This window comes from Mesorhizobium sp. B2-1-3A, assembly GCF_006442655.1.
Classification (GTDB): domain Bacteria; phylum Pseudomonadota; class Alphaproteobacteria; order Rhizobiales; family Rhizobiaceae; genus Mesorhizobium.
In genome coordinates, this window is record NZ_VFWK01000012.1 from 1 (window position 1) to 24792 (window position 24792).

Sequence of the window (24792 nt, forward strand, 5' to 3'; positions counted from 1 at the left end):
GCTCCCATTCGATCGACACGTGCTACGAGATCAGCAAGATGACTTTGCTCAAGCTCTATAACGAGCTCTATGCGGCACGCGTCGTGCTCGAAGGCACGATCCTGAAGCCCAACATGGTGCTGTCGGGCAAGAAGTCGGGCACGGTGGACAGCCCCGAAAAGGTCGCCGAGATGACCATAAAACTGTTCCGCGAGACGGTGCCGGCTGCGGTCCCGGGCATCGCCTTCCTTTCCGGCGGCCAGGAGGACGAGGAGGCGACCGCCAACCTCAACGCCATCAACGCCATCGGCCCGCATCCGTGGAAGCTGACCTTCTCCTACGGCCGCGCGCTACAGGCCGCCCCGCAGAAGGCCTGGAGCGGCAAGGCATCGAATGTCGCCGCCGGTCAGGCCGCCTTCACCCATCGCGCTCATATGAACTATCTGGCCGCGCTCGGAAAATGGAAGGCGAGCCTCGAACAGGCCGCCTGAACACAGTTCTCTCGTCTTCTTCGAACCCGGGCCAAGGCGCCCGGGTTTTTGTTTGCGGCAGGCCCGGGCTTGGGATGGAGCCTGTCCATCCTTATCTCCCTCTCGGCGCTGGAGCATGATCCGAAAAGTGGAAGCCGGTCCTTCCCGGACAAATGGGAGCCGGCTTGTCCAGAGATCATGCTCAACCAACGAGCGATGTCGGTTTGCGCTCATCCCGAACGTCCTTGGGGTGCAGACAGGGAGAGATTCATGCATCGCAACAAGATCGTTTCACGCGAAGACTGGTTCCAGGCGCACAAGGCACATCTGGCCCGCGAGAAGGAACTGACCCGGCTTCGCGAGCGCATCGCGGCCGAGCGGCGTGAATTACCCTGGCTGAAGATCAGGAAGGATTATGTCTTCGAGACTGAACAGGGGCCGAAGAAACTGGCCGACCTGTTTGGCGCCAACAGCCAGCTGATCGTCTACCACTTCATGTTCGGGCCGGGTTGCAGGCATCATTGCGAGGGCTGCTCCTTCCTTGCCGATCATATAGACGGCGCCAACCAGCATCTGAGGCATCACGATGTATCCCTGGTGGTGATCTCGCGCGCGTCGCTGGCCGAGCTTCTGCCCTACAAGCGGCGCATGGGCTGGAAATTCGACTGGGTGTCGTCCTATGCCTCGGACTTCAACTTCGACATGCAGGTTTCCTTCACCGACAAGCAGATTGCGGCCGGCGACACCACCTACAATTTCGAGACCCGTCCGCGGACATCGAAGGAGCTTCCCGGCACCAGTGTTTTCTACCGGGACGAGAACGGCGACATCTTCCTCACCTTCCTGTCGCGTGCGCGCGGCGGCGAGGCGCAGATCGGCGCCTATGATTATCTCGATATGACGCCGAAAGGCCGCAATGAAAATGGCCCTTATCACGGCCTGATGGACTGGGTGCGGCTGCACGACGAATATCAGGACAAGCAGGCGGGCCAGCCGAACTGCTGCGACTGAAGGCGTTCACCTCCGCCGAAACATGCGCTAAGCCTGCCGCAAATCATTCCACGGTATCGCCATGCGTTTTCCCGCCCTTCTCACCTGGCTCGCCTTCCCCATCTATGTCTGGCAGGGATTGGGTGTGCGCCGCCGCACCTCGCGGATGCTGCCGGCGCAGGGACCGGTCATGCATGAGATATCAGGCAAGCCACCGGCGATCTCGCTGCTGGTGCTGGGCGATTCCTCCGCCGCCTCGGTCGGCATAGGCAATTCCGAGGACGGGCTTGCCGCGCAGCTCGCCGTTCTGGTCTCGCAGCGTACCGGCCAGGCCGTGCGCTGGCGCGCCGCCGGCTTCAATTCGGCGACGTCGGGCCAGATCCGCGACCACGTCCTGCCCAATCTGTCCGCCGATCCGTGGACGCATATCGTGCTTGCCATCGGCACCAACGACACCAAGAATTTTCATTCTGTGCCGCGCTTCAAGAAGGAGTTCGGCGGCCTGCTCTACGCGCTGCGCGCCAAATGGCCGGAGGCGCGCGTGGTGTGGTCGCCGGTGCTGGAGTTCACCCGCGCTCCCGCCATGCCGACGCTGCTGGGCAAAATCCTCGAAATCCGCGCCACCGCGATGAACAGGATGGGCGAGCGGCTTTGCCTGGAGCGCGGCGCATTGCCCGCACCCCGCCTGCCGATCACCAATCCCGAGGCCGGTTTTGCCTCGGACGGCTTTCATGCATCGGAGGCGGGTTACCGGGCCTGGGCGGAACATCTCGTCGGCATGGTTCTCGCCAGCTGACAGCCAAGAAGCCTATCTTGTCTTGGGAAGGCCTATGTCAAATGCCCGAGCACGGCCGCCAGCGAGATCGCGGCCATCGCCAGAAGCGCCAGCTTCCAGAAATCGGCGCGGCGCTTGAGCCCGGGCCAGCCGATTGGCTTGATCAGCTGGATGACCATGAAGCCGACGATGACAAGGGCGAGAAGTTTCGTCATGCCGCCTTTGACCAGCAACGCGACCGGCTGTCAAAACCTGCTTATACATCATCGGCCGAAGCCAGATGTTTCAGCGCATGCCATCAGCGGACCATGCTGGCGGGGATGCAGGATCGCGCGTTGCGCAGATCGTAGATCCTTACCGTCGGCGCGACATAGCCATAGTCCCCATATGGCTTCGAAAATTGCGCCACGACATGGCCGTCGAGGCAATGGAACATGCCGGCAAGCTCATAAATCAGCGGATCCTGCGCTCTCAATCCTCCGCCGCGCAGATATCGCTGAAACTTCAACGACACGAGGTAGTCGACCGACGAGAGATTGCGGTAGTCCTTGGTTTCCGGTGCCGGCTCTCCCATTGGAAAATCCACCACGAAACGCGTGACGCCTTGCTTTTCAAGGAAGCGCATCGCCGCAAAGCGTGTATCCGTTTCCCGGTCCAGGTTCGCGACATAGGTCATGCCGGCGTGCGCGCTGGCAACCATCGCGACAAGTCCAAGTCCGATCGCCACCGGCCTGCCTCGCGACCCGATCGACCTGGAACAGGCAATACCCGCGGCCAACAGCAGATAGACAACCACCGGCAGGATGTAACGCATGGAGCCGACGATTTTGAGCGGCGAGAGTTCGAGCAGGAAAAGCCAGATGAAGGCCCCGCCCGCGTAGGCGGCAACATATTTGTTGCGGTCGGCGATGATGGCAAAAGCGATCGCCCCAAGCGCGATCGCCACGGTCGGGCCGGTGAGGCTGGGGATCAGATGGTAACGGAAATGCGTGAGCCCGTAGCCCTCCCAGAACCATTCCCTGAGGTCGTGGCCTATTTCAGCGTGTATCAGTTCCGAGCCAAGGCCTTTGATCACCGTTGAAAGGCCACTTCCGGCCTCGGTCAGCAGCGACACGCCAAAGATCGCCAATATGGTAAGCGCGTCAGCGGCGACGATAATGGCGATCTGCCTGAGACCGAGCCGGCAGTAGACGATCGCCACGATGAAAAGAACGAGGCTGTTGCCGGCGCCCACATATTTCGCCGAGACGGCGAGGCCGAGCGCAAATCCGAAATAAACGAGATTGACTGAGTTAACCTGCTCCTTCAGCCGAACGAGCGCATGCAGCCCGACACACAGGGCGAAGACCAGGACAGCGTCTTCCTTGAAGTAATGCGCGTGAACCGCGATGGCTGGCGAGACCGCGAAAACGCAGGCCCAGAGGAAGGCATTGATATCATCCGCGTACCGCCGCAACACGATATAGAAGAGGATGCTTGCCGCAACACAGGCCAACGCGCTGACACTTCGGCCAGCCAGCAAATAGTCATGTTCGTTCGACGCGCCGGAAAACCATCCCGCGAAGCGGGCCAATACGATCAACAATGGAGGGTGTGCGTAATTGTGGTGCTGCCCCGCGGCAAACGCCACCTTGATCGACTCGTCCGGCTGGATCCCAAAAGGGAAGTCGAGGTTGTAAAAGGCGAGCGACGCCGAGACCGCGGCCAGCACCAACATGGCCAACGCCTGAGAATCACTTCGTGTCAGGCCGGCGGCGGTGGCTGGCATGAGCGGCTGGCCGACAGTCATGGTCTCACAACGAACGAGAGGAATTTCGACAGCCGCTTTTTGCCCTGCATGGCGGCCGGCTGTCAAAGTGCTCCTCTCGCCCGTCTGTCTTGAGTTACCTCAGCGGCTTGAGGCCGGCTTCGATCGAGGCGCGCTTCGGTTCTAGGAACGGCGGCAGGGCCAGGCTTTCGCCCAGCGTCTCCAGCGGCTCATCCGCGGTGAAGCCCGGCCCGTCCGTGGCGATCTCGAACAGGATGCCGTTCGGCTCGCGGAAATAGAGCGAACGGAAATAGTAGCGCTCGACCTCGCCGCTGGACGGCAGGCGGAATTCGCCTAGACGGGCGGTCCATTGATGCAGCGTCTCCTGGTCCGGCGCCCTGAAGGCGACGTGGTGAACAGCGCCGGCGCCTTGCCTTGCCGGCGCCAGCCCGGGCTGCACGGCGACATGGAGCTCCGCCGCCGGCCCGCCCGCGCCCATTTCGAAGACGTGGACCTGGCCCTCGCCGTCCGGCGAGGCATAGTCACGGACCTTGCGCATGTGCATCACCCTGGTCAGCACCGCCTCGGTATTGGTGATGTCGGGGACGCTGATGACGATTGGCCCGAGCCCGCGAATCTGATGCTCGGGCGGCACCGGGCTTTGCGCCCAGGGGTGGCTGCCGCCCTTCCCGCCATCGCTGATCAGCCGCAGACGCTGGCCTTCAGGATCCTCGAAATCGAGGCCGGGGTAGCCGCCGATGTCGGCAATCTCTCCTGTCACGATGTTTTCAGCGGCCAGGTGCTGCTTCCACCAGGCAAGGCTCTCCTGGCTGCCGACCCTGAGGCTGGTCCGCGCGATGCTATGGGTGCCGCGTCGTTCGCGGCCAACCGGCCAGTCGAAGAAGGTGAGGTCGGTGCCCGGTGTTGCCTCACCGTCGGCATAGAAGAGGTGGTAGGCCGACGTATCGTCCTGGTTCACCGTCTTCTTGACCAGCCGCAGGCCCAGCACCTTCGTATAGAAGTGAAGATTGCCGGGTGCATTGGCGGTGATGGCGGTCAGATGGTGGATTCCTGTCAGTTGCAGGCTCATGGTCGTCTCCCTGTTTTTGGGGAAGAATTTTCTCCTGTCATATCAGAACTGCGGCCCCATCGCTGAAGGCCTTGTATCCCGACAGTCCGTCGCCGCGGATTGAACAATGACCCATCGATAAGCACTCATACGGTGAACAATCCTCCTCCTGCTCGCTGGCCCGAGTTTGCGGTTCGAGGATGGCCTTCCCGGATCTGTATCAGGCGGAGCTATCGCCGCGAAACCTGCCATCCTCCTGACAGACTGCTGTCAGGAGGGGTGTGCGATACTGCATTCAGTCAGAGAGAGGAGAATAGCCATGAACGGTTTCACCATTCTGCGCGGCATGCAGCACTATGTCGGCAAGGTTCGCACCATGCGCAACGAAATCCGCACGCAGCGTTTCATGAACGCACTGCCCGCGGACATCCGCAAGGATATCGGCTGGCCGGATATGTATGCGGAACGTCGCTCCCGCGGCAATTGAGGCGAATTTTTCGACGTCGATATTGGACATGGATGCGCCAATGCCCAGATATCGATGCATGTAGCCCGAAAATCGCCCCCGGCTTGGGGGCACGACATGCATGAAAATGAAGCTATGGCGCGCCGGGGATGGAGCGAGCTTATGCCCGAACAGAAGACAATCGGCTTCCTCTTCATCGAAGGTTTTGCCGACTGGGAGTATGGCTTGCTGGCGGCCTCGGCGGTTGAATGGTTCGGCGCCCGCGCCGTGTCGCTGACCCCCGAAGGCAGGCCGGTGACCGGAATCAGCGGTTTTCGGCTGACGCCTGACCGCTCGGCCGGCGTTCAAGAGAATGCCGATCTCGATGCTGTCGCCGTCATCGGTTCCGACCAGTGGGCGGGCAAGGCACCGCCGGATGTCGCCGAATTGCTGAACTCCGTTGCAACGCGCGGCGGTGTCGTCGGCGGGATCTGCGCCGGCACGCTGGCTCTGGCTCGGGCCGGCATGTTCGGACATGCCAAACATACCAGCAATGGCCGCGACTGGATCAACGGTCATGAAGCCGGCTATGCGGGCGACAACAACTACCAGGACGTGCCGCACGCGGTCGCGGACGGCAGGATCGTGTCCGCGCCGGGTTCGGCGCCGGGCACCTTTGCCCTCGCCTTTCTGAAGACGCTCTATCCGGAAAGAAGCAGCGATCTCGCGCAAATGCGGACGCTGTTCGCCGGGGAATATGCTGAAGCCTCCTGACAGTATGCTGTCAGGAGGCGCGTGCGATGGTGGGACAATGCGCAAGGCCGGCCGAGAGGACGATCGATGAAAAGCTGGAACGACAGGCTGAACACGCCTGGCATCAACGGCGTGAAACCAACGCCACGCACGGTGGGAGATGTCATCGAAGGCCAGCCGATGCTGGTGCCGACAGCACGGCAGGTCGATGACTTCATCCGCTCCATTCCAGAAGGCGTCGAGATGGACGTGCGTGCGTTGCGCACGGCGCTTGCCGTCGAACAGGGTGCCGAAGTGACATGCCCGGTCACCATCGGCTATCATCTTCGCACGGTTGCCGAAGCCGCCAGGGAAGACCTCGAGCGCGGCATGACGCTGAGCGACATCGCTCCCTTCTGGCGCGTGCTCGATGCCAAGACGCCGACAACGAAGAAACTGTCCTTTGGCGCGGAGTTCGTTGCCGCGCAGCGCAAGCGCGAAGGACTGAAGCCGTAATGCATGTCATTCGCAAGTGGACCCGGTCCGGGAGCCACGGCATGCACGGGAAAACCACTGGGGAAGCAAACGATGCGCCGCGCCGACAGGCTCTTTCAGATCGTGCAGCATCTGCGGGGTGGCCGTCTGGTCACCGCCCAGAAGCTCGGCACGTGGCTCGAGGTTTCCGAGCGAACGATCTACCGCGACATAGCCGACCTGCAGTCGACCGGGGTGCCGATCGACGGCGAGGCCGGTGTTGGCTACATGATGAGGGAGGGTTTCGACCTTCCGCCACTGATGTTCACGCGTGACGAGATCGTGGCGCTGGTTGCGGGCGCGCGCATGGTGCGCGCCTTTGGCGGCGCCGCCATGGCACGCGCCGCCGACGAGGCGCTGGTCAAGATCGGCGCCGTGCTGCCCGACGCGGAGAAAGACCGCATCGCCCGCACCGAGATCCATACGCCGATGTGGGTGGTGAGCGACGCCGCCCGCGAGGCGATCGACCTGATCGAGCGCGCCGTCGAGAAGCGCCAGGTGCTGACCGTTGACTACTCGGACGAAGCCGGCCGTAGCACCGCGCGAGACATCCGGCCGCTCGGCCTGTGGTTCTGGGGCAAGGTGTGGACACTGGTCGCCTGGTGCGAAATGCGCGACGATTTTCGAGCCTTCCGCATCGACCGCATCGCCTCGGTGGTGATCGCCGGCCGCATCTTCAAGCCGGAGCGCGGCAAGCAGCTTGCCGACTTCTACCGGGCGGTGGAGCGCAGCGAGGATTACGGCATGGCGCCGGACCGCGTGGCGCGAAGCTGAGATCGTCCAATAAAAAAAGCCCGCTCGAAGCGGGCTTTTTTGAGTTCGGTCTGCCCTTCGCTATGGCTTCGGGCGTTCGTCGTTTCAATCGACAAATCGTTGTCGATTGATCGGCCAAAGCCGACCTCTCCTCACTCGTCGTCAGCGTCCTCGTTCTTCGACTTCAGTGCCGAGAGCTTGGCGAACACGGCGTTGGCGTCGAGTTCGGCATCTTCGTCCTTCGGCTTTTCGGGAGCCGGCACCAGCCGCTCGGTCAGGGCGGCGGGCAGCAGCGTGTCGCCGACCGGCTGCGCTTGCTCGCGGCCGCGCGAGGCACGGTTGACTTCCATGTCGAGGTCGATCTGCGAGGCAAGACCCAGCGTCACCGGGTCCATCGGCTGCAGATTGGCCGAGTTCCAGTGCTTGCGTTCGCGGATCTGCTCGATCGTCGACTTGGTGGTGCCGACGAGACGCGAAATCTGGGCGTCCTTTAATTCGGGATGGTTGCGCACCAGCCACAGGATGGCGTTCGGCCGGTCCTGGCGCTTCGACAGCGGCGTGTAGCGCGGTCCCTTGCGCTTGGATTCCGGCACCCGCACCTTGGGGTCGGAAAGCTTCAGGCGCTGGTTCGGATCCTTCTCGGCGCGCGCGATCTCGTCGCGGGTCAGCTGGCCGGTCATGATCGGGTCCATGCCCTTGATGCCTTGCGCCGATTCGCCGTCGGCGATCGCCTTGACCTCGAGCGGATGCAGCCCGCAGAACTGCGCGATCTGCTCAAAGGAGAGCGCGGTGTTGTCGACCAGCCAGACGGCGGTCGCCTTGGGCATCAGCAGCGTATTGGCCATTTTAAAAATCCTTCTCGTTCGCCCGCGTTCCCGCGCGGGCGGTGGTTTAAAGCCACCAAAATGGGAAATTCGCGGCCTGTATAACCGTTCCCTTGCTGTTTCGCAATGTTTTTGGAGGCGCGGCGGACTAAGAGATGGCTACGATCTTGCAGGCTTTGCGCCGGCCTTCGGTTGCACGGCAATGGATGGTGCGTCGGGTGGAGGGCCTGAAACGCTCGGCTTGGGCTGACCGGCGGCGGGTGCATCCGGCGCCTCCGGGCCGCTCGGCTTCAAATTGACCGAAACGCCGAAGATTTTCCATTCCCGGTTCACAGGCTCAAACAGAAGCTCGAAATTGACTTGTAACGGTGCTGACGGGAAAAACCCGGCCATGTGAAGCATGCCGTTGGGCTCGATCTGCGGCAGCAATGTCAATTGCGGTTCGAGCACCGCCACCGCGCTGAAGTCCAAGCCCTGGTTGCGCTGGCTTGCAAAGATATCGCCGAGCCTGGCGGCACTGTTTGTTTGGAAGTTGGGGGAGCCAAGATCGCGCAGCACTGTATAATTGCCGGTCTTGTTGGCTTGGTCGAGTGCCAGGAGCGCGCTCCTCGTTAGGATCAGGACGCCATTGCGGTCGAGATCGGCGGCATGCGCAATCTTCTGCCCGATACGCTTTTCCTTTGCCTGTGCATGAGCCGTCGGCAGCGGCCCGGCGATCGTTGACAGCGCCAGCAAAGCGCCGGCAACGATCGCACTCCGCCCAAGACAGCACGTCCGCACGCCGGTCCGCCATATGCGTGCGATCGCCGCTGCCCAAGCCAAGATCAGTTGAGGGTCCACGAAGCGCCGAGGCTGACGCCGACATCGCCATGGTTGGTAGTGGCCGAGATGGCCCCGTTCAGTCGGAAATCGAGGCTGGGGTTATAGCCGAGACCGAGTGCCAGGCCAGATTGACCTTTGAAGTTGCCGAACCCGCCCGCAAGTGAAAGTTTGCCAGGGCGATCGTCGTAACGCAGCCCTGCCGTTGCGAGCGCGAGCGCCGTCCCCGCGCGTGCTTCGGTCCGGTTCTCGCTGATCTGGTTGCCGATATCCTGGAAGCTGGATTCGAGGGCACCAACCCGGCCATTCAGTTCCGTGATGTTGGTTGTGTTGCTGGTGACGCGCGAATCGAGATCAGCGATTTGAACGGTATGCACCGCGATGGCATTGGTGTTGTTGGTGATGCGCGTTTCGTGATCGGCAAGCTCGGCCGTGTTGGCGCTGATCTGCGTCGTATTCGCATTGATCTGCGTGGTGTGGTTGTTCACGGTCGTGTTCAGGTTGCTGATTGCGGTGCTGTTTTGGGCAACCTGGCCCGGCAGATTCTCAAGCGTGTCGAGGTCGAATGTCGAAGTCGCCAGATTGCCTGCGCTATCGCTGGTCATGAGATAGGTCGTGCCGGCCTGCGCCTCCTTGTTTGCCGCAGAATTGATGCCTTGCATCGTATAGGTGGACGTGTTGTTGCCAATGGCGATCTGGTTCTCACGCGAAGCGGTGGCATTGATGGCGGTGGAATTTGCGAAATCGGCAGAAGCCCCTGTGCCGATCGCCGTTGCGGAATTGGCATTGGCGTGGGCATTGAAGCCAAGCGCGGTCGCATAGTTCGTGCCGGGAGCGGTTGCCCCGGCCTGAGCGTTGGATCCGACTGCCGTGTTGCCAATACTGGTCGTTGTGCTGTCGAACTGCAGCCCAACGCCAGAACGCGCATTGGCCCCGACGGCCACGCCGTCGATCGTCGAAATGGCTCGCGAGCCCACCGCTGTCGAGTTGTTACCCTCGGAACCTGCCGCTGGACCAACAGCCGTGGAATGGGCACCTGCAGTCAACGAAGCACCGGCTTCAGAGCTGTTGCCACATGCCAGACTGGTGTCATTTCCGTTGTCCTGGCCGCCGGCGCATTCAGCGGCGAACGCATTCTGAGCACAGGTCAGAGCGGAAAGCCCTATGAGGCCGATCATGACTGGTTTAGCAACGCGGACGAGGGCAAACGACAGCGGCGACACACTCACCCTACCTGATGGTTTAGCGCTGTCGAAAGAACCCGCTGACTGCCGAATAGCCATCATTGCCCCCCGCCTATCTCCAAGCTTAATGCGGGGGTCGACGAACCAACCAACCCGTGAACGCGTCGCCAAACACTGCGATCGCTTTGTGGGTGGACACTGCCGACAGGATAAGTGTTCGAACAGTCGGCATATGACGACTACTCTTCTGTTTTTGCGACACTATTTTCCACTTGAGGCGATGTGTTGCCGCGGCGTCACATCTTCATGCAAGTCGCCAATCACACGGGTCGCTCGGACTCCTGAGCGCGCGGCTTGTCCACCTGCCAGACTGTCCTACGTTTCAGATGACACAGGAATTCAGCCATCGGGGGGCCAGTGGCAAGCATCGCCATCGACGACGTATCCGCCATCGTGGGGAGTATTTACGAAGCAGCTTACGATCAGGAGCAATGGCTTCCTGTCGTGAAAGCCCTCAGAGAAATATTAGGGGGCTCGCGGTGCTGCATAGCCCGCATCGGCCCACAAGCAGGCGGTTCCATATCGACCGTCGACGACCCGGAACTGAACGAGCCTCACGCTACCGAGATCTACCTGCGTGATCCAATCGGGGTAAAAGCGGTCGCATTACCCATCGGCGGAATTCACGATTACGCTCGGATCGAAGGCGAGGCTGCCTGGCATGCCACCGAAGTCTGGCGGAATCTGTTCCGGCCGCGCGACATGCACCACGGCTTGCTTTGCAATCTGTTTTCCTCCGGCGAGGCCTACTGGATGATCGACGTCCATCGCAGTGCCTGGCAGGAGCCTTTTTCCACCGATCAGATCGACTTCTTCCAGAAACTCGCTCCGCACCTCCTGCGCGCTGGCCACATTAGTCGCAAGCTGGAAAATGTCTCGGCGCTGGCTTCGGCATTCTCGCACCTGCCTTTTGGCATGTTCGTCGTCAACGGCCACTGTCGTGTCCTGCACATGAACGACGTAGCCGAGACAATGCTGACCCTGCTAGGCAACCCATTTGAGTTGAAAGAGAGAGAAATAGTGTTGTCGGATGCTCAGGACACGATGTCCCTGCGTAGGCTCGTCGTTGATGCCTGTTCATCAGCTGACGGTGTAATGCCCGGAACGGGTGGCTCGATGCTGGTGCCCTCCGAGCAAATGCTTTCCGACCGCCCTCGCCTCGTCCTTTCCGTCGCGCCCTATGTCAATACGCAGGCCTATGGGCTGACAGGCGAACGTCGTGCGGTGATCATGGTCAACGAGGTCACGCCACAAGCACGAGAGGGTCTTGATCTCCATGTTCGCGGTCTCTTCGACCTGACACCGTCTGAGGCGCGCCTTGCCGCCGCCCTGGTCTCCGGCCGGTCACTCAAGGAAATTGCCGCCAACTCCAATATCACCGTGAAGACTGGACGCACCTATCTTGAACGCATATTCGCCAAGACCGGTACACGTCAGCAGAGCGAACTGGTTGCCTTGCTTAAGAACACGGAGCCGCTTCGCCGGCGGTAGGTCGTCGGTCGGCGGCCTCACAAGACCGGAAAACGATCTGCGCCCTTGAGCAGCGCAACGAGTTGACTTTGTTGACGAGTGCCAGTCTTGGCAAATATCCGCTCAAGATAGGTCCGCGCTGTTTTCACGGTGATGTTGGAGTTGGCGGCCGCATCTTTAAGCGTACTTCCTTGCGAAAGCGACGAGGCAAGGCGCGCCTCGGCTGGCGTCAGATCGAAGAGGCTGGTGAGCAAGGTCGGCGAGGGGACCATTGAACTGGCGCTCAGCGCCGTCACAGCCATTAGGATATCGCCGCCCGAAAAGATATCGTGAGCGGAGCGATGCAGCGGCAACAGGTGAATGATGAGCGGTGGCCGTCCCTCTTGCGCCTGTAACGGGATTGATCGGACGGAAAACTCCCCATGGCCAACCATCGCCTCGACGCATTTCTGGAACAGAAGATCAGCATCCGAGTCGCCGATCGTCATGCGGCCAAGAGCAGCAGGACGGAAAATGGCCGGCATCGCTTCCAGGAGCGGATTGGCTACCAGAACCCTGCCCGCCGAGGACAGGACGGCAGCCGGCAATCCCATTGTCTCCATGGCCGAGACGGTACCACGGGCACGTTCCAGCCCAAGCCTTGATGCTACCAGACCGGCGCGAGCAAGATGCGGCCGCAAGGCATTCAAGCGCGCCATGTCCTCCCCGGAAGGACGATCATTGTGACGCCATCGTTCGGTCGAAAACAGCGCCATCTCGCCTGTCGGCATGAAGACGAAAGAGCCGACCTGCCCGCCGATCCCCAGCGGTCGGGTTCGTTCGAGACGCAGATGGTTGCTCTCCAGTGCTTCCGGAGGAAAGTAATCGGCGTCGTAGATAAAGGCCGAAGGCGGCGTCATCGAAAACATGAGTTGCACCTCCTCGCTCTTCTGCCAGCCATTGGCAGCGTCGAAGGCCTCAAGCACTGGCGCAATCAGATCGGTCGCAATGAACTTCGGTGGCGCGCGATCGCGGAACAGGACGAGCGAGGCGGCGGCCGAATTGGAGACCGTGCTCAGTTGGTCCAGCACGCCGGGCCATAGCTCGGGTACAAAGGCGGCTTCGTAGATACGATCGGTCAGTTCGACGATCATCCCTGCTCGCGCATGTTTATCTGGGGTAATTCCGCGCTCTTGAGCAGCGCGACAAGCTGGCTTTGCTGGCCGGTCCCGGTCTTGGCGAAGATCCGCTCGAGATACGTCCGGGCGGTCTTCACCGTGATGTTCGAATTGGCGGCGGCGTCAACCAGGATTTTCCCTTGCGAGAGGGATGCGGCGAGTCGCGCTTCGGCTGGCGTCAGATCGAAAAGCCCGGCAAGCAAGCTTGGCGAGGGGATCGTGGAACTGGCGCTCAACGCCGTTGCCGCGACCAGAATGTCCGCGCCGGAGAAAACCTCGTGCGCGGCGCGGCGCAACGGCAAGAGGTGGAGGATCAGAGGCTGCCGGCCGGCGGCGGCTGGGATCGGGATCGATCGGACCGGCGGTTCGACTTCGCTGCGTGCCGCGACGATGGCCTGCTGAAACAGCCGGTTGGCATCGGCATGCCCGATAGCCATGCCACCAAAGGCCACTGGAAGAAAGACGGACGACATCGCTTCCAGCAACGGATTGGCGGTAAGCACCCGCCCACTCGAGGAGAGGACCGCCGCCGGCAAGCCGATGGCGGTCATGGCCGCGACAGTCCCCCTAGCTTTTTCGAGGCCGAGCCGCGCGGCGACCAGGCTTGCTCTTGCCATGGCCGGCCTGAGATTGTCGAGCACATCGAAGCCGCTGCGGTCGTAATTGCCTTCGCCCAGCCTACGCTGAAACACGAAGATCGCCAGTTCGCCACTTGGCATCGGAATGGCGGTACACGTATGGGCGCCGATACCGAGCGCACGCAGGCGTTTACGGACCGGATCATTCTCGATTTCCTCGGCCGTCAGGAAGCTTTCGACATCGACGAAGCTCGCCGGTTGAACCGCGCACATGCGCGAAACCGCTGTCGAAAACTGCAGAGTGTCTCCGACGAGAAACTCGCTTAGCAGGTCTTGCAACAACGGGACCGTTCTTCCGCGCACCGGCTGCTCGTCGGCGAAAAGGAAAACGGCGCCCCCCACCGACGTGGAAGCAGCATTTATGCCCTCCAGCACGTCCGGCCACAGATCCGGCACGAAAGCAGCTTCGTAGATCTTGTCGGTAAGATCATCCAACATCGAGCGTGGAAGCCTTCTTCGGCGTTGTGGCTTGCCGGCCGGACCACCACGCCCTCACGCGGCAACCGATCCCCCTCTGTCAAGATGGCATGCTGAAAACTGAGGTCAAGCCTGCCGGCGCCTGATAGAGGTCTAACGGCGGCTTACACACTTGCCCCAAAAGACAAAACCCGCTGGACTGGGTCCAGCGGGTTCGGAACCGGAGACGGGAAGCGTCTGCGACGGCTCTGCTTCTCGGCACGAGCACGGCCTTGCGGCCGGGTCGTGCTTGAAATCAGATCGCTTGGCGGGCGATCCGTTCGATGTCGGCGCGGTTGATGCCGAGATCGCTGAGCTGACGCGCGTTGAGACGGTTCAGTTCGCGCACGGTCTCGTTGTACATGCGCCAGTTACGGAAAGCGCGGATCGGGTTCATGATGGTCCTCCTGATGGGGTGTTCGTTTCGATGCTGCACAGATAGTGATCATCGACGAGGACTTGAACGGCCGATTTTGCATAGCAATGATGCAAATGCTGCATTGCACCATTAAGCTTCTGTTCATCTCGTAGGCAGTGGGACGAAGGGCGCTGGCCCAGGACGTGTCGAGATTCAGGTCAGGCCGCGTCGAAAATGATGGTTTCCGAGAACCGGAGCAGAGCGTACTCAGGTACGTGAGCACCGGAAGCGCAGGAAGCCATCATTTGCAGGCCGGCCTCACCTGAATATCGGCACGTCCTAGCCGACGTCGAGCACGATCTTGCCGATATGTTCGCCCTCTTCCATCCGCTCATGCGCGCGCCAGGCATCCGTGAGCGGGTAGATCATGTCCATGACCGGCGCGACCTTGCGCGTGCCGAGCAGCGGCCAGACCTGCGCTTCCAGCGCCGCCGCGATCGCCGCCTTGAACTCCACGGTGCGCGGCCGCAGTGTCGAACCCGTATGAGTCAGCCGCTTGACCATGATCTTGGAAAAGTCGGCACTGGCGACGGCGCCCGCCTGCACCGCGATCTGGACGATCCGGCCCTCGACGGCGGCGGCCTCGTAGTTGCGCTGGACATAGTCGCCGCCGACCATGTCGAGGATGACATTGGCGCCCTTGCCGCCCGTCGCCTCCTTCACCGCCTTGACGAAGTCCTCCTCGCGATAGTTGATCGCCCGGTCGGCGCCAAGCTTCAGGCAGGCATCGCATTTCTCCTTGGATCCGGCGGTGGTGATGACATGCGCGCCGAAGGCCGAGGCAAGCTGGATCGCCGTTGTGCCGATGCCGGACGAGCCCCCATGCACGAGCAGCGTCTCGCCTTTCTTCAAGCCGCCGCGTTCGAAGACATTGTGCCAGACCGTGAAATAGTTTTCGGGCACCGCCGCCGCTTCCGTATGGGTGAAGCCCGCGGGCAGCGGCAACACGCTGCCGGTATGAACCTTGACATATTCGGCATAACCGCCGCCGGGGGTGAGCGCACAGACCCGTTCGCCGATGCGCCAGCGCGATACCTCGTCGCCAAGCGCGGCCACTTCCCCCGAGACCTCGAGGCCCGGCAGGTCCGATGCTCCAGGCGGTGGCGGATAGGCCCCCTTGCGCTGTTGCACGTCGGGCCGGTTGACGCCGGCGGCATGCACCTTGATCAGGATCTCGCCTGGACCAGGCTGGGGCACGTCGCGGGTTTCCGGTTTCAGCACCCGTGGGCCGCCCGGCTCCGAGATCGCGATCGCTGTCATCCTTGCCGGAATTTTCTGTCCGCTCGCCATGAACTTTCCCGTCTTTCCTCGCCGCGTTCTTACCGGCTGTTTGCATCGACGCCCTTGCCCTATGTATGCTCATTGCCAAATCAGGCAAATGGCCAATCTGGTCTGGCGGAGGAGGAGCAACCATGGCGATCTTCGACGACGAACCCAAGAAGAAGGCGCGTCCGCACGAGATCGGGCAGGACCTGTCGCTGCTCTCCGTCGGCGAACTGTCGGAGCGCATCGGCATCCTGCGCGACGAAATCGCCCGGCTGGAGGCCGAACTCAAGGCCAAGGACAACACCAAATCGGCCGCCGAGGCGCTGTTCCGCCGCGGATAGGCGACGGGCGCAACGGCCCGCCGCCGAAAAGCCCGAATGCGACTGTCTTCAGACCTTCCGTCCCTCCCAGAGTCCAGCCGGATCAAAAAATGCTCGCATCCTACAGGCCGATCCTCTCCCTGCTTCGCGGCACTGCCTTCCTGCTGGCGGCATCGGGCCTGCATGGGCTGCTGTTGCCCTTGCGCGGCCAGGTGGAAGGGTTTTCGACAGCCTCGCTTGGCCTGATGGGCACGGCCTGGGCCGGCGGCTTCGTTACCGGCTGCTTTTTTGCGCCGCGCATCGTGCGCCGCGCCGGACATGTGCGCGCTTTCGGCGCCTTTGCCGCGTCCGGTGCCATTGTGGCGCTGCTCACCGGCCTGGTCATCGACGAATATGTCTGGATCCTGCTGCGCGCCTTCACCGGCTTCACCATGGCCGGCGCCTTCATGGTCATCGAAAGCTGGTTGAACGAGAAGGCCACAAACGAAAACCGCGGCACCGTCTTCGGCCTCTATATGATGGTCACCTATGCCTCGATCATGGGGGGCCAGATGATCGTCGCCGGCGGCGATGTGAAATCGGCATCGCTGTTCATGATCACCGGCATCCTGTTCTGCCTGTCGCTGATCCCGACCGCGGTTTCGACGGCCTCGCACCCCAAACCGCTGCAGGACGTCAAACTCGACGTGAAGGGACTTTACGCCAACTCGCCGGTGTCGGCGATCGCCTGCCTGCTGATCGGCATCGCCAACGGCGCCTGGGGAACGCTTGGTGCGGTCTACGGCGCCCGCATTGGTATTTCCACCGCCGAGATCGCCTTGATGATGAGCCTTGTGGTCGTCGCCGGCGCCGCCATGCAACTGCCGGCCGGGCGCCTGTCCGACAAGACCGACCGGCGTTTCGTGCTGGCCGGTGCCGCTTTCGGCGCGGCGCTGTTTGCGCTCATGATCTTCCTGTTCGAACCGCGCTCCGGCATCTTCGTCATCGTCTTCACCGCTGCCTATGGCGCTTTCGCCTACACGCTCTATTCGATCGCCGTGGCGCACGCCAACGACCATGCCCGTGCCGAGGATTTCGTCAAGGTATCGGGCGGATTGCTGCTGCTTTACGGCTTTGGCACCATGATCGGCCCTTTGCTGGCGGCGGCGCTGATGGGCTGGATGCGTCCGGAAGGCCTGTTCCTGGCGACCGCCTTCGCGCATCTGTCGCTGGCTGGCTATACGCTGCTGCGCATCAGCCGCCGCGCTCCGGTGCCGATCGGAGATCGCGACGCCTTCAAGACGCAGCCGGCCGACCGCTCGGTGACGCCGGAAGCATTGCGGCTTGATCCAAGAAGAAAAGAAGAAACAGACAGTTGAGATTTGAAAAACTTTGCCTCACAAATGACGCATGATGTTTTCCGACGCCTTCATGGCGATCGCCGACCCCAATCGGCGCCATCTTCTGGAAGAACTTCGACGCGGTCCGAAGACCGTCAACGAATTGGCGGCCGGATTGCCAGTGTCACGCCCAGCCGTTTCACAGCACCTGAAAGTTTTGCTCGACGCCGGACTGGTGAATGCCAAGGCCGAAGGCACGCGGCGTGTCTATACGGTAAGCAACGCGGGCTTCCTGAAACTCAACATCTGGCTTGATCAATTCTGGGAGGCCTGATCCAGGCGCCCTCAACCTCCGACAGCGCCCCGATGATCAGGTCTGTACATGCAGGAAGGCGCCAAGCGCGTCGAGCAGTTCGCCCGTTCCATGCTCACGCGTGGCCGGCGTGTCGTGGCCATCGAGGAAGGCCCCCTGCTCCGTCATCACAAGCCGCGTGCCACCGTTTTCCGCCATGATCGCGATCGTCGCCAGTGACACCGAGACGCGGGTTTCGCCGAACAGCAGCTCATAGCTGTAGACGATGCGGCTGTCCGGCACGATGTCCTGGTAGACCGCGTTGAAGAAATGCATCTGCCCGTCGCTCGGGCAGCCGGCATTGGTCTCCCTGCCGCCGACGCGGAAGTCCATTTCGTGCCGGCTGGGCATCGGGTCGTGGGGATCGACGAACCATCGCCGCTTGGCATCAGGATCGCTGAGCGCGAAGAAGACTCTTGCAGGTGCCGCCGGATAGAAGCGCTCGACGACAAAGGTGGAATGGACGACGGATCGTTGGCTCAATGAAGCCTCCTTCATGTTTCGTCACTGGTCTCGGCGAGAAAATCGCCGAGCCGGTCCAGCCGGCGTTCCCAGGCGTTGCGCCGCTCGTTGATCCAGTGCTCGGCCGCTCTCAACGCCTTCGGCTCGATCTGGCAGGTGCGCACGCGCCCCAGTTTTTCCGAGCGCACCAGGCCGCTCGCCTCCAGCACGTTGAGATGCTGGACGACGGCCGACAGCGACATTGCCAGCGGCTCGGCCAGTTGGCTGACCGAGGCGGGGCCACGCGACAGCCGGTCGACCATCTGCCGTCGCGCCGGATCGGCAAGCGCCTGGAACATCAGGTCGAGCTGGGCGGGATCGTGCAGCATCCCGATCAGCTGTTATTATAGGGGAAGAACTTGAAGTAGGGCTGCGCCTCCTCGATCACCCTGGCGAAGGCAGGGCGCTGCAGCAGCCGGTCGTGATAGCGCTTCACGGCCGGATATTTGTCGCCGAACGGCTCGACCTTGTTGGCATAGAAAAGTGCTGGAGATGCCGCGCAATCGGCCAGGCTGAAGGCATCGCCCACCGCCCAGCTCCGCGACTGCATCTCCTGTTCGATGATGGCGTAGGAGGTTCGCAGCTGGCCGCGCGCCTGCTCGACACCAAACGGATCGGTCTTGTCCTGCGGACGCAACCGGTCGCCGACGATCTTCTGCATCGGCTCCTGCACATAGAAATCATAGAAGCGGTCAGCCTGGCGGACGGCCAGCGCCAGGTCGACGTCGGCGGGAACGAGTTCGACCGGCCCCGGATAATGCGCAGCCAGATATTCGACGACGATGGTCGATTCCAGCACCGTGCGGTCGCGCGCATCGTCGCGCAGCGCCGGCATCTTGCCGGTCGGTGATATCTTGAGGAAGGCCGCGCGCGATTGCTCGTCGCCGAGATCCACGATGACCGGGTTGAAGGCGGTGCCGTTCTCGTAAAGCGCGATCAGCGGCTTCCAGCAGAAGGAGGCCAGGGGATGGAAATGCAGCGTCAGGGACATTCTTTGCTCGCCTGTTTCTGGTTCGTCGGCGGGCGGGAGCCGGATGTCCCGTCAAGCCAACACTGAAGCATTTACTTCACTATTGTGCCAAGCCTTGCCCGTCAAGGCCGACATATCAGGTCCGCCGGTTGGACCTGATATGCATGATGATGGCGGCTGATATCGCCGGCCAGTCCTGAGGATGCAGTTCATGGCCGCCGCCGTCGACGCGAAGGAACTTCGCACCGGCGACCGCCCGGGCCAGCGCCTCGCCATGTTCGACGGGAAAAATGGGATCGGCGGTGCCATGGATGACCAGCAGCGGGGCTTGCATCTCGTGCAGGCGGCCCTTCCACTTGGAGCCGCCCTTGAGCGAGAAATGATTGGTCGCGCTCAGGAACCCGCCGGATCGGTCGTAATCCTGTTCGATGAAGGCTCTCATCCCGGCCTCGTCGAATGGATGGGCGATGCTGGCGATCGCCCTGGTATCCCTGACCATGAAGTCGATCACCTGGCGGCGGTCCGTCCAGTCGAGGTCGGCGCCCTCGGCCGAATGCTCGATATAGGCATCGCTCATCCTTGGCAGATGCGAGGTGTCCATCCCCATCGGCGAGCTGCTGATCACGGTCAGCGATGCAACACGGGAGGGGTGCCTGAGCGTCACGAGTTGCGCGATCATGCCGCCCATCGACATGCCGGCGACGTGGGCCTTGCCGATGCCATGACTGTCGAGCACACCAATCGCATCGTCCGCCATGTCGTCGAATGTGTAGGGCGGCTCGCCAGGCGGATATTTGGTCGAGCGGCCGGTATCGCGATTGTCGTAGCGGATCACGTACAACCCGGCATCCGCCAACTCCCGGCAAAATGCCACCGGCCACCACAGCATCGAAGCCATCGCGCCCATGATCAGCAGCAGCGGAGGATTTTCCGGGTCGCCGAAGGTTTCGGACAGGATCACGGGACGGTCGATCGTCGTCATTGTGTAGCCTCCCAAACTGATTGCGTTTTGCAATCAGTTGCACCATAGTAAGACTGATACGATAATGCAACTGGTTTTATGGAGAGAATCGAATGAGCCTCGATCGCCGGTCCGGCTGCCCGATCAACCTGTCGCTGGAAGTGTTCGGCGACCGCTGGAGCCTGATCATCCTGCGCGACATGATTTTCGGCGGCAGGCGCCATTTTCGCGAGCTGCTCAACGGATCGATGGAACGCATTGCCTCAAACATCCTCGCCGACCGGTTGAAGCGGCTGATGGAGCTCGGCATGCTGACCAAGGCCGACGACCCCTCGCACAAGCAGAAGGCGATCTACAGCCTGACCGAGATGGCCATCACGCTGGTGCCGATCCTGGCCCATCTTGGCGCTTGGGGTCGGGTCTGGCTGCCGACCAGCGAGGAACTCTCGATCCGCGCCGAGCTCCTGGAAAAGGGTGGACCGCCATTGTGGGAGAAATTCATGGACGAGTTGCGCCACGAGCACCTCGGCACGCCGCTCGATACGGCGACTGGCCCTTCTGTCCGCGCGACCCTGCAGGCCGCCTATGAAGCCGTGGTCGCGGGCAAGGCTCTCGGCACCAGCCCGGCCGCGTGACCAACTATTTTCCCCGCTAAGAGGCCGGCTCTGCTAGAAGAAGCGGAAACCACAATTCACGGGATTGGATAAGGTCTTGGTTGAGAACTCTCGGGATGCCGCCCGCGCGCGCGCCGATCTGCGCTTCAAGAAGCAGGAAGAGGCAGCAACCGTCCGCCAGAAAGCGATGGCGGAATACGCCGCGGAGAGTGATGCCCGCAAAGCCAAGACCGACAAGCTGCGGGCGCTGCGGCTCGCCAAGGAAGCCGAAGACCTCGCCAACGCGCCGGCAGTTCCTGCCAAGAAGCCTGCGCGCGCCAAGAAGAAATAGCGCGCCGCTCTCCAGCGAACCGACACTGCTCGGATACATCAGCTCGACGGCACCATCCAGACAGCCCCGGCCTTCATTCCATCGCTTCGCAAGAAGCAATTTCAAGCGAAACCGGGATTGCTTCGTGCGGCCGGTCGCCGATCATTGCCCTTTTCAAACAGGAGATTGCCGTGACCGCACTGCCGCTCGAAAAAGCCCGTCAAATCATCGATGCCGCCTTCGCCAAGGGTGCCGATCTCAAGCTCAAGCCGCTGGGTGTCTCGGTGCTCGACGCCGGCGGCCATCTGGTCGCCTTCCAGCGCCAGGACGGCGCCTCGTTCCTGCGCCCGCAAATGTCGGCGGGCAAGGCCTATGGCGCACTGGCCATAGGCATGGGCTCGCGCAAGGTCGAGGCCTTCGCCAAGGAACGCCCCCATCTGGTCGCCGGCATTTCCGATGTGTCTGGCGGACGCGTACTGCCTGTGGTCGGCGGCGTGCTGATCCGCGACAAGGCCGGCATCATCATCGGCGCCGTCGGCATTTCCGGCGACACCTCGGACAATGACGAGGCAGCGGCCATCGCCGGCATCGAGGCCGCCGGCTTTACCGCCGACCCAGGCTGAGGGCCGGGGACCCGACGGACGTTTCCGCCAACGGTCGGCACAAGCGCCCGCCAAAGCTTCCGCGCGGAAGGACCTAGTTCAGGTTGATGTCCCGGCTTGCCGACCGCATCGACACCGCGAACCCGGCCAGCACATCGAACAGCGCGATGATCATCAGTGTGAAGAAGATGGAGTGCGCCGCGCCCTTGACCAGCAGGAACTCGACCAGGAAGGCGACGAAGACCAGCGTCGACAGAAGATGGTCCATGATCGAAGCGCCGGTCGTGCGCGCCGCCTTCACCATTTCGAGGAACAGGAAGATCAGCCCGAGCAGCACCATCAGGTCGCCAAGCGTCATCGAGAAAACCCCGCCCGACATCATGCGGAACGAAAAGAGCTCGCTCGCCCATGGATCGTCGCCGCCGCCGAATATACCCAGCAGGCCGAGATTGTAGAGAATGAAAGGCACGATCAAAAGCGGGACGGCACCGAACATCTGGCGTCTCCATAGGGGGCACCTTCTGTAGAATGCCCCACAGGCACGCCGTCAAGATTTTTCGTGCGCAGCCGCAAACACGGTCGAAGACCGGATGCAACAACCATGTCAGCCGGCTGCCCGGCTGACATGGAGCAAACGAGAGATAAAAGGCTCAGCGCTTGAAGTAGCCGGCACGCACGGCGGCACCGATGACGTTGAGGATGATATGGCCGGCCGTCATCGAGGTGATCTCGTTGACATCGCGCGCCGGCGCGATCTCGACGATATCCATGCCGACGAGACGACCCTTGCCGACCAGCCCCTTGATCAGATCAATCGTCTGTCGGTAGCTGATGCCGCCCGGCTGCGGGCCTTCCACCGCCGGCATGACCGCAGGGTCAAGTCCGTCGGCGTCGATGGTAAGATAATAGCGGCCGCCATCCGGAATGCGCTTGAGCAGCGCGGCGGTGCCGATATCCTGCCATTCGTTGGTGGTGATGATGTTGGCGCCGTAGGCGCGGGCCGCCTCCACCTCCTCGGTGCGCGCACTGCCCTGGCCACGAATGCCGACCTGGAAGATATCCTTGATATGTGCCATCTCCGAGGCCCGCCGGATGGTGCTGGAATAGCCTTCCTTGACGCCGTTGACATTGTCGCGCCAGTCAAGATGGGCGTCGAGCTGCACCAGCGTGATCGGGCCTTCGCCATCGAGCGCCCGGAAGATCGGGATCGGAATGCCGTGGTCGCCGCCGATGGTGATCGGCAGTGCGCCGGCGGCGAGGATCTTGCGGATCGCCGCCTCGGCTCTGCCGTAGTGCCCGACATGATCGGCGGCATTGCCCGGCACGTCGCCGACATCGACCACCTTGATGTCCTGGCCGGCGAAGACCGGCCCGCCAATATCGAAATCATAGCGGTCGAGCGCCTGGCTGATCCGCTGCGAGGCGCGCCGCACCGCCGTCGGCGCGTTGGTCTGGTCGTTGATCAGTTCGTCGATCGTGTAGGGATCGCCATAGGGCATGCCGATGATGGCGACATCGGCCTTCAGCGTGTCGAGATCCTCGAGCGGGAAGTTCAGGAATGTCTGGAAGACATCGCGCGGCGCGGTGGTGAGTTTGGACATGGGGTCTCCTCTGTGTTGATAGGCTTTTTGGATCAGGCGCCACGGCGGGCTGCGAGATGGGGCTGCAGCCTGTGCTCCAGGCTGCGCGAGATTGCCGCGACAAGGGCGGTCAGCCCCCAGTACAGCAATGCGATGGCGGTGAAGATCTCCACCGGCGAGAAGGTGCGGCCGATGATGTTCTGGGCCATGTAGGTGAGTTCTGGCACGGTGATCGCCGACAGGATCGCCGATTCCTTGATCAATGTGATGGTGAGGTTGGTGGCCGCCGGCAGGATGTAGCCGAGCACCTGCGGCACCAGGATCTTGCGGAAGATGGTGAGGTAGCGCAGGCCCAGCGCATAGCCGGCCTCGACCTGGCCATACGAGATGGACTGGATCGCGCCTCTGATGATCTCGGCGGAATAGGCGCTGGCATAGGCCGACAGCGCACCGATCGAAACCACCACCGGCGAGAGCCGGATGCCAAACATCGGCAAGGCGTAGAACAAGAGGAAAATCTGGATCAGGAACGGGATGTTGCGGAAGATCTCGACATAGGCCGACACGATTGCCGCCGGCAGCCGTCCGCCCCTCAGCCTCACCAGCGCCAGCAAGATGCCGAGTGCGAAGCCGAATGGCAGTGACACGGCGCACATCAGCACTGTATTGCCAAAACCCTTGGCCAGGATCTGCCAGTTGTCCGCGATGACGGCGAAATCGAACGTCATGCGCGCGCGCCTTCCGCCTTGCGCTCCAGATGCCGGGTCAAGAGGCTGCAGGAAAACAGCACGATGAAATACAGCACCGCCGCGATGCAGAACGCCTCGACCGGCCGGTAGGTAACGTTCATGATGTTCTGCGAGGTGCGGGTCAGCTCGACCACGGCGATCACGGACAGGATGGACGAGGCCTTCACCAGCATGGTGAACTCGTTGACCATCGGCGGGATGATGGCCCTGAACAGCTGCGGCATGATGATCTTGAACCAGGTCACCACGGGTTTCAGGCCGAGCGCCTTGGCCGCTTCATACTGGCCGGAGGGAATGCGTGTCAGCCCGGCGCGCAGGATCTCGGCGACGAAGGCCGCGCTGTTGAAGCTGAGCGCCAGCACGCCCGCCAGGAGCGGCGGCAGATCGATACCGACCAGCCCCGGCAGCACGTAATAGACGACGAAGATCTGCACGATCAGCGGCGTGCCGCGGATGAAGCTGGTGTAGAGCGCGCCGATCCAGCGAACCAGGCGCCAGCGCGACCGGCCGCAGGCCAGCAGGCCGAACCCGATCAGCGTGCCGGCCAGGAACCCCAGCGCTGAGACGCCGAGCGTGATGCCGGCGCCGGTCAGGAATTGCGGCAGGAAGGTCAGCGTTTTTGAAAAATGGAACATTTTTCAGCTCGAACGGAGAAGCACCGTCCGGCGTCGGCGCGGGCGATAGCCGCGGCAGCGCATCGCCTGCACCACGCCAGACAAGTTCAGAGG

The 24792-nt window shown here is 62.2% G+C and carries 31 protein-coding genes and 1 pseudogene; 14 read left to right on the forward strand and 18 right to left on the reverse strand.

From position 1 onward, the window contains the following. The 3 genes from FJ977_RS34070 to FJ977_RS34080 all read left to right on the forward strand — a co-directional run. Positions 1 to 470, forward strand: a 470-nt coding sequence (locus tag FJ977_RS34070; protein WP_140776958.1) for a class I fructose-bisphosphate aldolase, incomplete at its 5' end; no start/stop codon positions are given. 249 nt (positions 471 to 719) lie between these two features. After that, complete coding sequence (locus FJ977_RS34075) at positions 720 to 1460, forward strand: thioredoxin family protein (RefSeq protein WP_140776960.1); 741 nt, start codon at positions 720 to 722, stop codon at positions 1458 to 1460. Between the two features lie 61 nt (positions 1461 to 1521). Next, positions 1522 to 2235: an SGNH/GDSL hydrolase family protein gene (locus tag FJ977_RS34080; RefSeq protein ID WP_140776962.1), complete on the forward strand. Its 714-nt coding sequence runs from the start codon at positions 1522 to 1524 to the stop codon at positions 2233 to 2235. 32 nt (positions 2236 to 2267) lie between these two features. Here the strand turns inward: FJ977_RS34080 and FJ977_RS34085 are convergent, their stop codons facing one another. From FJ977_RS34085 to FJ977_RS34095, 3 genes are all read right to left on the reverse strand, one after another. After that, the gene (locus FJ977_RS34085) at positions 2268 to 2429 is read right to left on the reverse strand and encodes a hypothetical protein (RefSeq protein ID WP_140776964.1); all 162 of its coding nucleotides are present in this window, start codon (positions 2427 to 2429) and stop codon (positions 2268 to 2270) included. An 83-nt stretch (positions 2430 to 2512) separates the two neighbouring features. Next, a complete protein-coding gene (locus tag FJ977_RS34090; RefSeq protein ID WP_140776966.1) occupies positions 2513 to 4069 on the reverse strand; it encodes a glycosyltransferase family 39 protein in 1557 nt (518 codons plus the stop codon). Positions 4070 to 4097: 28 nt separating this feature from the next. Continuing rightward, on the reverse strand, positions 4098 to 5051 hold the full coding sequence (locus FJ977_RS34095) for a ring-cleaving dioxygenase (protein WP_140776968.1): 954 nt from the start codon (positions 5049 to 5051) through the stop codon (positions 4098 to 4100). 298 nt (positions 5052 to 5349) lie between these two features. On the opposite strand from FJ977_RS34095, the gene FJ977_RS34100 reads away from it, so the two are divergent. From FJ977_RS34100 to FJ977_RS34115, 4 genes are all read left to right on the forward strand, one after another. Next, entirely contained in the window at positions 5350 to 5517 is a 168-nt protein-coding gene (locus tag FJ977_RS34100; RefSeq protein WP_019861634.1) for a hypothetical protein, read from the forward strand. A 141-nt stretch (positions 5518 to 5658) separates the two neighbouring features. Continuing rightward, positions 5659 to 6249, forward strand: coding sequence for a DJ-1/PfpI family protein (locus FJ977_RS34105; RefSeq protein WP_140776970.1), 591 nt, complete (start codon positions 5659 to 5661; stop codon positions 6247 to 6249). A 66-nt stretch (positions 6250 to 6315) separates the two neighbouring features. Next, positions 6316 to 6723 (forward strand): hypothetical protein, encoded by a 408-nt coding sequence (locus tag FJ977_RS34110; RefSeq protein WP_140776972.1) that lies wholly within the window; start codon positions 6316 to 6318, stop codon positions 6721 to 6723. A gap of 72 nt (positions 6724 to 6795) precedes the next feature. Further along, positions 6796 to 7515: a YafY family protein gene (locus tag FJ977_RS34115; RefSeq protein WP_027031515.1), complete on the forward strand. Its 720-nt coding sequence runs from the start codon at positions 6796 to 6798 to the stop codon at positions 7513 to 7515. 131 nt (positions 7516 to 7646) lie between these two features. Here FJ977_RS34115 and FJ977_RS34120 read toward each other — a convergent pair whose 3' ends face one another. From FJ977_RS34120 to FJ977_RS34130, 3 genes are all read right to left on the reverse strand, one after another. Continuing rightward, positions 7647 to 8339 carry a DUF1013 domain-containing protein gene (locus tag FJ977_RS34120; RefSeq protein ID WP_044548374.1) on the reverse strand — a complete coding sequence of 231 codons (693 nt, stop codon included), beginning with the start codon at positions 8337 to 8339 and terminating at the stop codon, positions 7647 to 7649. A 138-nt stretch (positions 8340 to 8477) separates the two neighbouring features. Continuing rightward, entirely contained in the window at positions 8478 to 9023 is a 546-nt protein-coding gene (locus FJ977_RS34125; RefSeq protein ID WP_246683415.1) for a hypothetical protein, read from the reverse strand. Positions 9024 to 9142: 119 nt separating this feature from the next. After that, positions 9143 to 10360, reverse strand: coding sequence for a YadA-like family protein (locus FJ977_RS34130; protein WP_246683412.1), 1218 nt, complete (start codon positions 10358 to 10360; stop codon positions 9143 to 9145). 378 nt (positions 10361 to 10738) lie between these two features. On the opposite strand from FJ977_RS34130, the gene FJ977_RS34135 reads away from it, so the two are divergent. Further along, positions 10739 to 11872, forward strand: a complete 1134-nt coding sequence (locus FJ977_RS34135) for a helix-turn-helix transcriptional regulator (protein ID WP_140776976.1) — start codon at positions 10739 to 10741, stop codon at positions 11870 to 11872. Positions 11873 to 11889: 17 nt separating this feature from the next. Here FJ977_RS34135 and FJ977_RS34140 read toward each other — a convergent pair whose 3' ends face one another. From FJ977_RS34140 to FJ977_RS34155, 4 genes are all read right to left on the reverse strand, one after another. Then, the gene (locus FJ977_RS34140; protein WP_140776978.1) at positions 11890 to 12984 is read right to left on the reverse strand and encodes a helix-turn-helix transcriptional regulator; all 1095 of its coding nucleotides are present in this window, start codon (positions 12982 to 12984) and stop codon (positions 11890 to 11892) included. Continuing rightward, a complete protein-coding gene (locus FJ977_RS34145) occupies positions 12981 to 14084 on the reverse strand; it encodes a helix-turn-helix transcriptional regulator (protein ID WP_140776980.1) in 1104 nt (367 codons plus the stop codon). The genes FJ977_RS34140 and FJ977_RS34145 overlap by 4 nt, the downstream gene beginning before the upstream one ends. Before the next feature lie 274 nt (positions 14085 to 14358). Further along, positions 14359 to 14499, reverse strand: coding sequence for a DUF1127 domain-containing protein (locus FJ977_RS34150; protein ID WP_064987068.1), 141 nt, complete (start codon positions 14497 to 14499; stop codon positions 14359 to 14361). A gap of 300 nt (positions 14500 to 14799) precedes the next feature. Then, positions 14800 to 15810, reverse strand: a complete 1011-nt coding sequence (locus tag FJ977_RS34155) for an NAD(P)H-quinone oxidoreductase (RefSeq protein WP_140776982.1) — start codon at positions 15808 to 15810, stop codon at positions 14800 to 14802. A gap of 122 nt (positions 15811 to 15932) precedes the next feature. Here FJ977_RS34155 and FJ977_RS34160 point away from each other — a divergent pair, with 122 nt between their 5' ends. From FJ977_RS34160 to FJ977_RS34170, 3 genes and pseudogenes are all read left to right on the forward strand, one after another. Then, a complete protein-coding gene (locus FJ977_RS34160; RefSeq protein ID WP_027047479.1) occupies positions 15933 to 16127 on the forward strand; it encodes a DUF1192 domain-containing protein in 195 nt (64 codons plus the stop codon). A gap of 65 nt (positions 16128 to 16192) precedes the next feature. Continuing rightward, positions 16193 to 17464 (forward strand): annotated as a pseudogene (locus FJ977_RS34165) (MFS transporter); the annotation flags it as partial. 31 nt (positions 17465 to 17495) lie between these two features. Further along, a complete protein-coding gene (locus FJ977_RS34170) occupies positions 17496 to 17759 on the forward strand; it encodes a metalloregulator ArsR/SmtB family transcription factor (protein ID WP_027031521.1) in 264 nt (87 codons plus the stop codon). Positions 17760 to 17795: 36 nt separating this feature from the next. Here FJ977_RS34170 and FJ977_RS34175 read toward each other — a convergent pair whose 3' ends face one another. The 4 genes from FJ977_RS34175 to FJ977_RS34190 all read right to left on the reverse strand — a co-directional run bounded on the left by FJ977_RS34175 (position 17796) and on the right by FJ977_RS34190 (position 20230). Beyond that, positions 17796 to 18260, reverse strand: coding sequence for an SRPBCC family protein (locus FJ977_RS34175; RefSeq protein WP_140776986.1), 465 nt, complete (start codon positions 18258 to 18260; stop codon positions 17796 to 17798). An 11-nt stretch (positions 18261 to 18271) separates the two neighbouring features. Further along, a complete protein-coding gene (locus FJ977_RS34180; protein ID WP_140776988.1) occupies positions 18272 to 18607 on the reverse strand; it encodes a metalloregulator ArsR/SmtB family transcription factor in 336 nt (111 codons plus the stop codon). 5 nt (positions 18608 to 18612) lie between these two features. After that, positions 18613 to 19269, reverse strand: a complete 657-nt coding sequence (locus FJ977_RS34185) for a glutathione S-transferase family protein (RefSeq protein ID WP_140776990.1) — start codon at positions 19267 to 19269, stop codon at positions 18613 to 18615. Between the two features lie 115 nt (positions 19270 to 19384). Then, a complete protein-coding gene (locus tag FJ977_RS34190; protein WP_140776992.1) occupies positions 19385 to 20230 on the reverse strand; it encodes an alpha/beta hydrolase in 846 nt (281 codons plus the stop codon). A 92-nt stretch (positions 20231 to 20322) separates the two neighbouring features. Between FJ977_RS34190 and FJ977_RS34195 the strand changes: the two genes are divergently transcribed. The 3 genes from FJ977_RS34195 (at position 20323) to FJ977_RS34205 (ending at position 21756) form a co-directional block, all read left to right on the forward strand. Next, positions 20323 to 20844: a helix-turn-helix domain-containing protein gene (locus FJ977_RS34195; RefSeq protein WP_140776994.1), complete on the forward strand. Its 522-nt coding sequence runs from the start codon at positions 20323 to 20325 to the stop codon at positions 20842 to 20844. Between the two features lie 76 nt (positions 20845 to 20920). Further along, positions 20921 to 21154, forward strand: coding sequence for a hypothetical protein (locus tag FJ977_RS34200; protein WP_056576497.1), 234 nt, complete (start codon positions 20921 to 20923; stop codon positions 21152 to 21154). 170 nt (positions 21155 to 21324) lie between these two features. Then, on the forward strand, positions 21325 to 21756 hold the full coding sequence (locus FJ977_RS34205; protein ID WP_140776996.1) for a heme-binding protein: 432 nt from the start codon (positions 21325 to 21327) through the stop codon (positions 21754 to 21756). Between the two features lie 73 nt (positions 21757 to 21829). On the opposite strand, the gene FJ977_RS34210 is transcribed toward FJ977_RS34205, so the two are convergent. From FJ977_RS34210 to FJ977_RS34225, 4 genes are all read right to left on the reverse strand, one after another. Continuing rightward, entirely contained in the window at positions 21830 to 22231 is a 402-nt protein-coding gene (locus FJ977_RS34210; RefSeq protein ID WP_140776998.1) for a hypothetical protein, read from the reverse strand. A 154-nt stretch (positions 22232 to 22385) separates the two neighbouring features. Then, complete coding sequence (locus FJ977_RS34215; protein ID WP_140777000.1) at positions 22386 to 23336, reverse strand: agmatinase; 951 nt, start codon at positions 23334 to 23336, stop codon at positions 22386 to 22388. Between the two features lie 32 nt (positions 23337 to 23368). After that, entirely contained in the window at positions 23369 to 24043 is a 675-nt protein-coding gene (locus FJ977_RS34220) for an amino acid ABC transporter permease (protein WP_140777002.1), read from the reverse strand. Continuing rightward, the gene (locus FJ977_RS34225) at positions 24040 to 24699 is read right to left on the reverse strand and encodes an amino acid ABC transporter permease (RefSeq protein ID WP_140777004.1); all 660 of its coding nucleotides are present in this window, start codon (positions 24697 to 24699) and stop codon (positions 24040 to 24042) included. Before FJ977_RS34225 ends, FJ977_RS34220 begins: the two co-directional genes overlap by 4 nt. Positions 24700 to 24792 lie beyond the last annotated feature (93 nt).